The following is a 12,522-nucleotide window of genomic DNA, read 5'->3' as shown; positions in this document are numbered from 1 at the left end:
AATGTCGAATAACTCGTTGACGCTGAAGCAGCTGACACTGGAAACAGCAGAAGCCTTCAAAGAACAGTTAAGGGATCATGCAGAGGTACGGCAAATTGCCAATCAAATCAATATAAAAAATCAGATAGAGCTATTAGCTTTGGGAAAAGAGCCGTCTACAAAATTAGCTACTTTTGCAGATCAAATTTTAGCCATCATCACCCAGTCAACAACTTTCGAATCAAATGAATTATTTAAGCAGCTTGAAGCCCTTATGCAGACATTCGACAAACAAGATTTTACAGAGCAAAAGGGCTTTTTTAAAAAGCTGTTTGCACGTAAGACCAAAAATGATGGCGATTTATTTACGAAATATAATGGACTGGGGAGAGATATTGAGAAAATCCATTATCAATTTGTACTGATGGAAGAGGAATTAGCAAAGGATAACCGAGTACTTGCACGCTTATATCAAGAAGACCTCATGTACTATCTTGAGCTAGAAAAGTATATCGTAGCAACTGACATGAAGCTTCATGAGGTCCAAACAACATTGATTCCGATGTATGAAAAACAGAGTGAAGCAGGAAATCAGCTGGCGAAAATGGAGCTAAATCGTTTGCAAGGTATTGCAGAGATGCTCCAGCAAAAAATAGATGACTTAGAAAAATCGCGTATGGTGGCTATTATCACAGCCCCTCAAATCGATATGCTACGTAATGGTAACAGTGAATTGATGGAACAAATTAATGGGGCTTTTGTTAAAACCATTCCTGTTTTTAAAATGGGTTTGATGAATGCAGTTAATGAAAGACGTCAACAATTACAAAGTCAATCAGCCTCTGCCTTTGAAGATCGTATGAGGCAATTTGGGGGAGCTAGCAAGGAAGCGGTGCAATTAAGTACTGCCATGGCTCAACAATCCAACACTACCAAGACTCTTGAAGAAATGTGGGATACTATTGTATCAGGCATTGCCAATTATCAGCATTTACGTGCTGAACAAACGGTCAAACGCCAACAAGCAGAGCAACAATTGCTAACATTGCGTTCTTAGCTCCTTTCCTCTAAGTAGATTACTACTTGGAGGTTTTTTGTATAAAAAAAGCCGACAGACTTATCTTATTCAATGGGTGATCAAAATCCCACTGAATCAAGGTAATCTGTCGCCAAAATGTTAGCTATATGAATTCTTCTTCAAATTCTACATTGATTTCATGTCCATGATAGCTTTGGTAAGAAACAATAAGTGTATCAAGATGTTCTAAGTTTTCCTCATAATCTAAAATACGCGATAAAATATAGAGTAGGTGATAGCTAGAAAACTCCGTATCGCCTTCTTCACGAGCAAAGTTGATTTGCTTGATGAAAATTTCCATCAGCTCATTACGTTGGACATAGTCAATGCTTTTACTCCACTCCGAATGCTCAGGCTTTAGCTTCCCTGTATATTTTAAGAGCAATTGCTCATGGTACGTTAGCAAGGAATCAAGTCTCTCCTGAATCATTAAATGAAATTGGGTAGGGAGCTGAGCTAATTCATTTTCGTGATTATGCAAACGCTGTAGCAATTCCAAGCTTTTCTTGGAAGTTAAAATCATTTGACGATAGACTACTAGTTTGCGAGCTTTGACATATTTTTTATTTTTAAAGTAATTACGCTCTTCCTTATATAAATCATACAGCGTATCCACTCGTAGCATACGGTTTTTAAACTTACTTAATGCTGTTTTTGTGGATGTATGCTCAGAAGCTTGCCGTACAGCCAGTCGTGTCCAACGAATAATATCATCTTGTAAAATATAAATTTTGCGAAATAGTTTTACCTCGTATTTAGGTGGTAAGAACACAAGATTTACGACAAATGCTGCTAATACCCCAACTAATATCGTAACAAAGCGTATCAAACCAAATGTTAAAAAGTCATCCCCTTGAAATTCCATAATAGCTACAACTGAAACCAACGCTAGCGAAAGTGATTTTTCGAGTCTAAACTTTAACATTAAACCAATAGCTATTATGACAGCTATACCAATGGCAACGACATGGTGTCCAAAAAGCAAGCCGAAAATGACGGCAATTGTCGCACCTATAATATTCGCTTGTACTTGCTCCACAATGGTTTGGTAAGAACGATAAATAGAAGGCTGAATAGCAAAAATAGCTGCAATTCCAGCAAAAACAGGTGAAGGTAGTTTTAACAACTCTGCAATAAATAATGCAAATACGATAGCTACACCAGTTTTAAATACACGGGCACCTAATTTCATAAAGATGTCCTTTCTGTCTAATATTTTTTAGCTTCTTTACATTATAGAAGGAAGTGCTCATAAAATACATAGATTTGCATGGATGAATAAGAAAAAGGCGACTTCTACTTGCAAGTCGCCTTTTTCTTGTCAAGATTACAATTGAGAAAACGCAATATCTACTGCTTCAATTGTTTCCTGAATGTCTGCTTCTGTATGCTCAGTTGTTAAGAACCATGCTTCATATTTTGAAGGAGCTAGATTAATACCTTGCTCAAGCATGTGTTTAAAGAAGCGTCCAAATATTTCACCATCAGAGTTTTCAGCTTGCTCATAGTTTTCTACCTTCACATCTGTAAAGTAAATAGTAAGCGCTCCTTTAAGTCGATTTAACGTGATGGTTACACCATGTTTTTTAGCAGCAGCTAAAATACCTTCTTCTAAAATTGCGCCTAATCTATCCATTTCCTCATATATACCTGGTGTTTGTAGTACTTCTAGGCAAGCAATACCCGCTTGCATAGATGCAGGATTTCCAGCCATCGTACCCGCTTGGTATGCTGGGCCGAGTGGTGCAACAGTATCCATAATCTCTTTACGTCCGCCATATGCACCGATTGGTAAACCACCACCAATAACTTTACCAAGTGCAGTTAGATCAGGTGTTAGGCCAAGTAAATTTTGAGCGCCACCATAGTGGAAGCGGAAGGCCGTGATGACTTCATCGTAAATCGTTAGGGCCCCTTTTTCCTTTGCTATAGCATGTACTAATTCAAGAAAGCCTGGCTTTGGTTCAACGATACCGAAGTTTCCTACTATTGGCTCGATTAAAATAGCTGCAATCTCCTCGCCCCATTTATCCATGGCTTCTGTAAAGGCTTCAGGGTTATTAAAAGGTACAGTAATAACTTCTTCAGCAGTCGAAGTTGTCACGCCCGCTGAATCTGGTGTTCCTAATGTTGCTGGACCTGATCCTGCAGCCACTAATACTAAATCAAAGTGCCCGTGGTAGCAACCAGCAAATTTCATGATTTTTGTACGTCCTGTATAGGCACGTGCCACACGAATCGTTGTCATAACAGCTTCTGTACCAGAGTTGTTAAAACGTACTTTATCCATCGACGGAATGGCTTCTTTTAACATTTTTGCGAAAGTAACTTCATACTCAGTCGGCGTCCCAAACAATGTACCATTTTCAGCTGCGTGCGTAATGGCCTTTGCAATATGAGGATGACCATGACCAGTAACGATTGGACCATATGCTGCTAGATAGTCGATATAACGATTGCCATCTACATCCCAAAAATAAGCGCCTTTTCCTCGCGCCATGGATACAGGAGAACCGCCACCTACTGCTTTATATGAACGAGAAGGGCTGTTTACACCACCAACAATATGCTGTAATGCCTCTTCATGTATTGCTTCAGATTTTGCATGATTCATAGAATTGCCTCCTAACTTTTTATACGTAATCTATTGTAGACCTATCGGTGTAAGAAATCCAAAGAAATTAAGGGATATGACTTGATTTGTTACTTAGAGTAAAATAGGACCTACAGAGGAGGAGATTGTATGACATTACTAGAAGGACAAAAGGCGCCGGATTTTTCTCTATTGAACGAAAAGGGCGAGATGGTGCATTTAGCTGATTTTAAAGGAAAAAATGTTATTTTATACTTTTACCCAAAGGATATGACACCAGGCTGCACGACGGAGGCATGTGATTTTCGCGATAAGTTTGAGGACTTCAGTCATTTAAATGCTGTTGTTCTGGGTGTTAGCCCAGATAACGCAAGCAAGCATACAAAATTTATTGATAAGCATGGTTTGCCATTTTCATTATTAGTGGATGAGGACCATGCTATTGCTGAAGCTTATGATGTATGGGTTTTAAAGAAAATGTATGGACGTGAATATATGGGCATAGAGCGTTCAACGTTTTTAATTGATGCTGAGGGGAAGCTTGTAAAAGCTTGGCGCAAAGTTCGAGTGAAAAATCATATTGAAGAAGTATATGCTTATTTAGCAGAACAGGAGGCAAAACAATGAGAATCTATTTTACATTTGAACCTAGACCAGATTTACGAGAACCATTAGTAGCAGAATTTCCACAGCTTGAATTTATCTTTGAAAAGAGCATATCAAATGAAGAGCTTCAACAAGCGGATGTATTAGTTACATATGGTGAAGATTTAACAGAAGAGAGTATTCAATCTGCGACAAAGCTAAAATGGATTTTTGTTGCATCGGCAGGTATAGAAAGAATGCCAGCTCAGGCTATTATTGAACGCAGGATTCTAGTTTCAAATGTTCGTGGCATTCATAAAACGCCCATGGCTGAATCGATTCTTGCTCATATTTTAGCCATTAAACGAGCTTTGCCTTGGATGTATGAGCAGCAAAAGAAAAATGAATGGTCGAAAAAAACGCAACAAACTGAATTACGAGATAGTACGGCACTTATTTTGGGGCCAGGTGCCATTGGTTCGGAAGTTGGGCGTTTATTGCAAGCTTTTGGTGTTACAACAATTGGCTGTAATCGCTCTGGTAAAGAAGCGGCCTATATGAATACGATGATTAGTTTTACCAATTTGAAAGAAGCACTACCTCTTGCAGATATCGTTATTTCTGTATTACCAAAAACAACAGAAACGACCAATTTATTAAAAGAAGAGCATTTTGTTGCGATGAAAAACAATGCGATCTTCATGAATTTTGGTCGAGGTAATTTAGTTGATGAAACCGTACTCATTCAAGCGATTGAAAGAAAGCAAATAGGACACGCAGTTTTAGATGTATTTGAAGAGGAGCCTCTGACATCCGACAATCCATTATGGACATTACCAAATGTTATAGTATCACCTCATGTATCCAGTCATTCTTCTCGTTATGTTGAGCGTAGCTTAGAAATTTTCAAGCCAAGCCTAACAAAATGGCTAAAGGGTGACACGGATTTAGAAAATGTTATGGATTTATCAAGAGGATATTAAGGAAAAAACCATTGATTTATTGAGGATAAGCAATGTGTGATTGTTGACGAAGTAGTACGAATTGGATACACTATTTATAACAATTATAAATTAATAATACTTATGGAAGAGGTGCATGACGATGTCTGCAACGCATTTACAAGATGCACTGGACACGTTGAAAACAACTGGTGTACGTATTACTCCTCAGCGTCATGCTATTTTGGAATATCTAATTCAATCAATGGCACATCCTACTGCCGATGAAATTTATAAAGCTCTTGAGGGTAAGTTCCCTAATATGAGTGTAGCGACTGTTTATAACAACCTGCGTGTATTTCGTGAAGTAGGTCTTGTGAAAGAGCTAACTTACGGGGATGCTTCAAGTCGCTTTGATTTCGTGACAAACGATCATTACCATATGATTTGTGAATGCTGTGGTAAGATCGTCGATTTCCATTATCCTGGACTCGACGAAATAGAGCATTTTGCATCACAGGTAACAGGCTTTGATGTGCATTCGCATCGCTTAGAGATATACGGCACTTGTCCATCATGTAAAGTTGCTACTGCTAAAGTACAATAAAAATCCTAGCTCTTAAAAAGGGCTAGGATTTTTTTGTTTTATTATAGGATTGATCGAACTCTTTACCTTCTAGAGTAGGATCAAGTGTTAATGGCTCATTGCAGTACATGCACATATCTACTCGGCCTAAAACCTTTGTATGTTTATGGCAATTAGGACACTCTACTTGAATAGCTCTTGTTGACAGTAATCCGATCCACGCATATACAACTGTGCTACCGATAATACAAAGAACACCTAGTGACATGAAAATTAAAACTAATATCGGGCTGTTTTTAAAGAAAATGCCTCCGTACATGACAATAAAACCAAAAAAGATTAGTGCTAATGCGAATGAACGAATTTTATTAATTTTACTTTTATAAGGTTTCATATTTCATCTTGCCTCCCAATCTAAAATCTACTATAACATATAAGGGCAAAGTATTTTAGCTTTGAACTGAATGAAAGAAGGAATACTTTTAGAGTATGTCGAATTTTTAACGGAACAAAACAACCTATATGAATAAAGGAGGGCTGAACATGGAGCAAGTACTGCGTCCGATATATCAAGAACGTGCGAGTCAGTCGAATACATTAGGCGTAATTTTAGTGGAAAAGCGTGAAGAACAAAGTAACGTTACAGATACATTTGATACGGTTTTACTCATTATCGTAAAAGAAGCAGAGCAACCAGTCTTTTCAAAACATTACTTATATGAAGGAAATAAAATCGCTCTACATACTGTTACGGAGAAATTAATTCGAAAATGGTTACTCATCGGTTCAAATAGAAAGGTTGTTGATTGGATATTCTTCGGTAGAGTATTATTTGATCGGAATGAATTTCTGCATAAACTAAAAATAGAATTGCAGGAATTTCCGTATAGTGGTCGTAAAATTAAAACAGGTATTCAATTTTCAAAGTTAATTCGTCGCTATTTGGAGGGGAAAGAATACTTTGATAAAGGAAGTTACTTAGATGCTTATAATCACGTTGTGGATTCCCTACATCATCTAGGCCGCCTATCTATTATCGATAGTGGCCTGTATCCTGAAGTAACTGTTTGGGCACAGGTGAAAAAAATCGAGCCAGCCATCTATAAGCTGTATGAAGAGCTAGTGACAAGTAATGAGCCAATAGAAAAGCGCTTAGAATTGTTGTTTTTAGCAAGTGAGTTTTTAATCCACTCTCGTACACGAGATGGAGCACAGCATATATTAGAAGTCATGCAAACAAAAGAAATGTGGACTATTCAGGAATTACATGATCATCATGAACTTGTTAACTACTCAGTGGATTTAGAAGTGTTTGTTGAGTATCTAGTGGATAAAGGCTATATTCAAATTGAACCCATTGCAGCGAAAAATGATAGGATATTTCACCGTCATTACAAGGTAAATAAAGATGCTCTAGAAATGGGACAATGACTGTAGTATGCTTGTAATCGAGGTATCTAAAAAATACCTCGATATTTTTTTAGAAAAGTAGTTGACGAATAATATCTTAGTATTGTATTATATTAATTGTCGCTAAGACATAAACGAATAACTCAGAAAAACACAAAAAACTTTTTTAAAAAGTTGTTGACATGTTTTGAGTGAGATGTTAATATAAAGAAGTCGCTGAAAAACGACTTAAATAATGAACCTTGAAAACTGAACAAACAAAACGTAATCAATAAAGTTTTAAGTAGCTAGTTTTGCTAGTGAACAAAACAAAAATTTTGGACATCAAACATGATGCCAGCAAAACAATTTGAGCTAATCAAATTTCTTTTATGGAGAGTTTGATCCTGGCTCAGGACGAACGCTGGCGGCGTGCCTAATACATGCAAGTCGAGCGAACAGAAAAGGAGCTTGCTCCTTTGACGTTAGCGGCGGACGGGTGAGTAACACGTGGGCAACCTACCCTATAGTTTGGGATAACTCCGGGAAACCGGGGCTAATACCGAATAATCTCTTTTGCTTCATGGTGAAAGACTGAAAGACGGTTTCGGCTGTCGCTATAGGATGGGCCCGCGGCGCATTAGCTAGTTGGTGAGGTAACGGCTCACCAAGGCGACGATGCGTAGCCGACCTGAGAGGGTGATCGGCCACACTGGGACTGAGACACGGCCCAGACTCCTACGGGAGGCAGCAGTAGGGAATCTTCCACAATGGGCGAAAGCCTGATGGAGCAACGCCGCGTGAGTGAAGAAGGTTTTCGGATCGTAAAACTCTGTTGTAAGGGAAGAACAAGTACAGTAGTAACTGGCTGTACCTTGACGGTACCTTATTAGAAAGCCACGGCTAACTACGTGCCAGCAGCCGCGGTAATACGTAGGTGGCAAGCGTTGTCCGGAATTATTGGGCGTAAAGCGCGCGCAGGCGGTCCTTTAAGTCTGATGTGAAAGCCCACGGCTCAACCGTGGAGGGTCATTGGAAACTGGGGGACTTGAGTGCAGAAGAGGAAAGTGGAATTCCAAGTGTAGCGGTGAAATGCGTAGAGATTTGGAGGAACACCAGTGGCGAAGGCGACTTTCTGGTCTGTAACTGACGCTGAGGCGCGAAAGCGTGGGGAGCAAACAGGATTAGATACCCTGGTAGTCCACGCCGTAAACGATGAGTGCTAAGTGTTAGGGGGTTTCCGCCCCTTAGTGCTGCAGCTAACGCATTAAGCACTCCGCCTGGGGAGTACGGTCGCAAGACTGAAACTCAAAGGAATTGACGGGGGCCCGCACAAGCGGTGGAGCATGTGGTTTAATTCGAAGCAACGCGAAGAACCTTACCAGGTCTTGACATCCCGTTGACCACTGTAGAGATATAGTTTCCCCTTCGGGGGCAACGGTGACAGGTGGTGCATGGTTGTCGTCAGCTCGTGTCGTGAGATGTTGGGTTAAGTCCCGCAACGAGCGCAACCCTTGATCTTAGTTGCCATCATTTAGTTGGGCACTCTAAGGTGACTGCCGGTGACAAACCGGAGGAAGGTGGGGATGACGTCAAATCATCATGCCCCTTATGACCTGGGCTACACACGTGCTACAATGGACGATACAAACGGTTGCCAACTCGCGAGAGGGAGCTAATCCGATAAAGTCGTTCTCAGTTCGGATTGTAGGCTGCAACTCGCCTACATGAAGCCGGAATCGCTAGTAATCGCGGATCAGCATGCCGCGGTGAATACGTTCCCGGGCCTTGTACACACCGCCCGTCACACCACGAGAGTTTGTAACACCCGAAGTCGGTGAGGTAACCTTTTGGAGCCAGCCGCCGAAGGTGGGATAGATGATTGGGGTGAAGTCGTAACAAGGTAGCCGTATCGGAAGGTGCGGCTGGATCACCTCCTTTCTAAGGATTATTTCGGAATACAAACCTTGGGTTTGTAAGATTACGTTTTGCGTTCAGTTTTGAAGGTTCATTCTATCTGAATGAAACACTTCAAAACTTGTTCTTTGAAAACTGGATAAAACGACATTGAAATTGTAACAAACACATTTATTTTTTAAGTTTTTTATAGGCTTAATAACTTGGTTAAGTTATTAAGGGCGCACGGCGAATGCCTTGGCACTAGGAGCCGAAGAAGGACGGCACTAACACCGATATGCTTCGGGGAGCTGTAAGTGAGCTTTGATCCGGAGATTTCCGAATGGGGGAACCCACTACGTTTAATCGCGTAGTATCTTGACGTGAATACATAGCGTCTTGAAGGCAGACCCAGGGAACTGAAACATCTAAGTACCTGGAGGAAGAGAAAGAAAAATCGATTCCCTGAGTAGCGGCGAGCGAAACGGGAAGAGCCCAAACCAAGAGGCTTGCCTCTTGGGGTTGTAGGACACTCTATACGGAGTTACAAAAGAGCGAGTTAGATGAAGCGACTTGGAAAGGTCCGCCAGAGCAGGTAAAAGCCCTGTAGTCGAAAGTTCGTTCTCTCCTGAGTGGATCCTGAGTACGGCGGAACACGTGAAATTCCGTCGGAATCCGGGAGGACCATCTCCCAAGGCTAAATACTACCTAGTGACCGATAGTGAACCAGTACCGTGAGGGAAAGGTGAAAAGCACCCCGGAAGGGGAGTGAAAGAGATCCTGAAACCGTGTGCCTACAAGTAGTTAGAGCCCGTTAATGGGTGATAGCGTGCCTTTTGTAGAATGAACCGGCGAGTTACGATTACGTGCGAGGTTAAGCTTTAGAAGGCGGAGCCGCAGCGAAAGCGAGTCTGAATAGGGCGAAATAGTACGTGGTCGTAGACCCGAAACCAGGTGATCTACCCATGTCCAGGGTGAAGGTGAGGTAACACTTACTGGAGGCCCGAACCCACGCACGTTGAAAAGTGCGGGGATGAGGTGTGGGTAGCGGAGAAATTCCAATCGAACTTGGAGATAGCTGGTTCTCTCCGAAATAGCTTTAGGGCTAGCCTCGTGATGAGAATACTGGAGGTAGAGCACTGTTTGGACTAGGGGGCCATCCCGGTTTACCGAATTCAGACAAACTCCGAATGCCAGATATTTATACACGGGAGTCAGACTGCGAGTGATAAGATCCGTAGTCAAAAGGGAAACAGCCCAGACCACCAGCTAAGGTCCCAAAGTAATCGTTAAGTGGAAAAGGATGTGGCGTTGCACAGACAACCAGGATGTTGGCTTAGAAGCAGCCATCATTTAAAGAGTGCGTAATAGCTCACTGGTCGAGTGACGCTGCGCCGAAAATGTATCGGGGCTAAACGATTCACCGAAGCTGTGGATTGACATCTACGATGTCAGTGGTAGGAGAGCGTTCTAAGTGCGTTGAAGTCAGATCGGAAGGACTGGTGGAGCGCTTAGAAGTGAGAATGCCGGTATGAGTAGCGAAAGACGGGTGAGAATCCCGTCCACCGTATGACTAAGGTTTCCTGAGGAAGGCTCGTCCGCTCAGGGTTAGTCGGGACCTAAGCCGAGGCCGATAGGCGTAGGCGATGGACAACAGGTTGATATTCCTGTACCACCTCCTCACCGTTTGAGAAATGGGGGGACGCAGTAGGATAGGGTAAGCGCGCCGTTGGTTGTGCGCGTCCAAGCAGTAAGGCGTGTGTGTAGGCAAATCCGCACACTGTAACGTTGAGCTGTGATGGCGAGTCCGTATGGACGAAGTTCCTGATTTCACACTGCCAAGAAAAGCCTCTATCGAGGTGAGAGGTGCCCGTACCGCAAACCGACACAGGTAGTCGAGGAGAGAATCCTAAGGTGTGCGAGAGAACTCTCGTTAAGGAACTCGGCAAAATGACCCCGTAACTTCGGGAGAAGGGGTGCTCTTGAGCGTGCAAGCGCATGAGAGCCGCAGTGAATAGGCCCAGGCGACTGTTTAGCAAAAACACAGGTCTCTGCAAAACCGTAAGGTGACGTATAGGGGCTGACGCCTGCCCGGTGCTGGAAGGTTAAGAGGAGTGGTTAGCGCAAGCGAAGCTGCGAATTGAAGCCCCAGTAAACGGCGGCCGTAACTATAACGGTCCTAAGGTAGCGAAATTCCTTGTCGGGTAAGTTCCGACCCGCACGAAAGGCGTAACGATCTGGGCACTGTCTCAACGAGAGACTCGGTGAAATTATAGTACCTGTGAAGATGCAGGTTACCCGCGACAGGACGGAAAGACCCCGTGGAGCTTTACTGTAGCCTGATATTGAATTTTGGTACAACTTGTACAGGATAGGTAGGAGCCAGAGATCTCGGAGCGCCAGCTTCGAAGGAGGCGTCGGTGGGATACTACCCTGGTTGTATTGAAATTCTAACCCATGCCCCTTAGCGGGGCAGGAGACAGTGTCAGGCGGACAGTTTGACTGGGGCGGTCGCCTCCTAAAAGGTAACGGAGGCGCCCAAAGGTTCCCTCAGAATGGTTGGAAATCATTCGTAGAGTGTAAAGGCACAAGGGAGCTTGACTGCGAGACCTACAAGTCGAGCAGGGTCGAAAGACGGGCTTAGTGATCCGGTGGTTCCGCATGGAAGGGCCATCGCTCAACGGATAAAAGCTACCCCGGGGATAACAGGCTTATCTCCCCCAAGAGTCCACATCGACGGGGAGGTTTGGCACCTCGATGTCGGCTCATCGCATCCTGGGGCTGTAGTCGGTCCCAAGGGTTGGGCTGTTCGCCCATTAAAGCGGTACGCGAGCTGGGTTCAGAACGTCGTGAGACAGTTCGGTCCCTATCCGTCGTGGGCGTAGGAAATTTGAGAGGAGCTGTCCTTAGTACGAGAGGACCGGGATGGACACACCGCTGGTGTACCAGTTGTCTTGCCAAAGGCATCGCTGGGTAGCTATGTGTGGACGGGATAAGTGCTGAAAGCATCTAAGCATGAAGCCCCCCTCAAGATGAGATTTCCCATTACGCAAGTAAGTAAGATCCCTCAAAGACGATGAGGTAGATAGGTTCGAGGTGGAAGTGTGGTGACACATGGAGCTGACGAATACTAATCGATCGAGGACTTAACCAAAAAAGTTTGAAACATTCAATGCACCGTTTATCCAGTTTTGAAAGAATAAAATATTAGAATATACTTGTAATTTTTATAAGATATGTTATAATAAGTATTGTCTTTCAAATAGTCTAGTGATGATGGCAAAGAGGTCACACCCGTTCCCATACCGAACACGGAAGTTAAGCTCTTTAGCGCCGATGGTAGTTGGGGGCTTCCCCCTGTGAGAGTAGGACGTCGCTAGGCTATATACTAAAATTATTCCGAAGTAGCTCAGTTGGTAGTAGCACCTGACTGTTAATCAGGTTGTCGCAGGTTCGAGTCCTGCCTTCGGAGCCA

8 protein-coding genes, 1 tRNA gene and 3 rRNA genes are annotated in these 12,522 nt (G+C 42.9%); 9 read left to right on the top strand and 3 right to left on the bottom strand.

What is annotated here, in order from left to right; translation table 11 throughout:
- Position 1: 1 nt before the first annotated feature.
- Complete coding sequence (locus MKY76_RS19980) at positions 2-1,036, top strand: toxic anion resistance protein (RefSeq protein ID WP_048394749.1); 1,035 nt, start codon at positions 2-4, stop codon at positions 1,034-1,036.
- Between the two features lie 124 nt (positions 1,037-1,160).
- Here MKY76_RS19980 and MKY76_RS19975 read toward each other — a convergent pair whose 3' ends face one another.
- Entirely contained in the window at positions 1,161-2,249 is a 1,089-nt protein-coding gene (locus MKY76_RS19975) for an aromatic acid exporter family protein (RefSeq protein ID WP_048394747.1), read from the bottom strand.
- Between the two features lie 135 nt (positions 2,250-2,384).
- Complete coding sequence (locus MKY76_RS19970) at positions 2,385-3,671, bottom strand: glutamate-1-semialdehyde 2,1-aminomutase (protein WP_048394744.1); 1,287 nt, start codon at positions 3,669-3,671, stop codon at positions 2,385-2,387.
- 129 nt (positions 3,672-3,800) lie between these two features.
- Between MKY76_RS19970 and bcp the strand changes: the two genes are divergently transcribed.
- From bcp to perR, 3 genes are all read left to right on the top strand, one after another.
- Positions 3,801-4,277, top strand: coding sequence for a thioredoxin-dependent thiol peroxidase (gene bcp / locus MKY76_RS19965; RefSeq protein ID WP_048394742.1), 477 nt, complete (start codon positions 3,801-3,803; stop codon positions 4,275-4,277).
- Positions 4,274-5,218, top strand: a complete 945-nt coding sequence (locus MKY76_RS19960; protein ID WP_342557069.1) for a D-2-hydroxyacid dehydrogenase — start codon at positions 4,274-4,276, stop codon at positions 5,216-5,218. The genes bcp and MKY76_RS19960 overlap by 4 nt, the downstream gene beginning before the upstream one ends.
- A 121-nt stretch (positions 5,219-5,339) precedes the next feature.
- On the top strand, positions 5,340-5,783 hold the full coding sequence (perR, locus tag MKY76_RS19955; RefSeq protein WP_004230508.1) for a peroxide-responsive transcriptional repressor PerR: 444 nt from the start codon (positions 5,340-5,342) through the stop codon (positions 5,781-5,783).
- Between the two features lie 22 nt (positions 5,784-5,805).
- On the opposite strand, the gene MKY76_RS19950 is transcribed toward perR, so the two are convergent.
- Entirely contained in the window at positions 5,806-6,156 is a 351-nt protein-coding gene (locus MKY76_RS19950) for a YgzB family protein (protein WP_048394737.1), read from the bottom strand.
- A 149-nt stretch (positions 6,157-6,305) separates the two neighbouring features.
- Between MKY76_RS19950 and MKY76_RS19945 the strand changes: the two genes are divergently transcribed.
- From MKY76_RS19945 to MKY76_RS19925, 5 genes are all read left to right on the top strand, one after another.
- A complete protein-coding gene (locus tag MKY76_RS19945; protein ID WP_016994017.1) occupies positions 6,306-7,193 on the top strand; it encodes a nucleotidyltransferase-like protein in 888 nt (295 codons plus the stop codon).
- A gap of 347 nt (positions 7,194-7,540) precedes the next feature.
- Positions 7,541-9,092, top strand: a 16S ribosomal RNA gene (locus MKY76_RS19940).
- Positions 9,093-9,273: 181 nt separating this feature from the next.
- A 23S ribosomal RNA gene (locus tag MKY76_RS19935) occupies positions 9,274-12,201 on the top strand.
- Between the two features lie 112 nt (positions 12,202-12,313).
- A 5S ribosomal RNA gene (gene rrf, locus MKY76_RS19930) occupies positions 12,314-12,429 on the top strand.
- The 16S, 23S and 5S rRNA genes sit together here with 1 tRNA gene alongside, the layout of an rRNA operon.
- 16 nt (positions 12,430-12,445) lie before the next feature.
- Positions 12,446-12,522 (top strand) — tRNA-Asn (locus MKY76_RS19925).

The organism is Lysinibacillus sp. FSL P4-0201, from assembly GCF_038593425.1.
GTDB classification, from domain to species: domain Bacteria; phylum Bacillota; class Bacilli; order Bacillales_A; family Planococcaceae; genus Lysinibacillus; species Lysinibacillus capsici.
The sequence above is the reverse complement of the archived record's forward strand: the minus strand, read 5'-3'. Positions and strand labels throughout refer to the sequence as shown.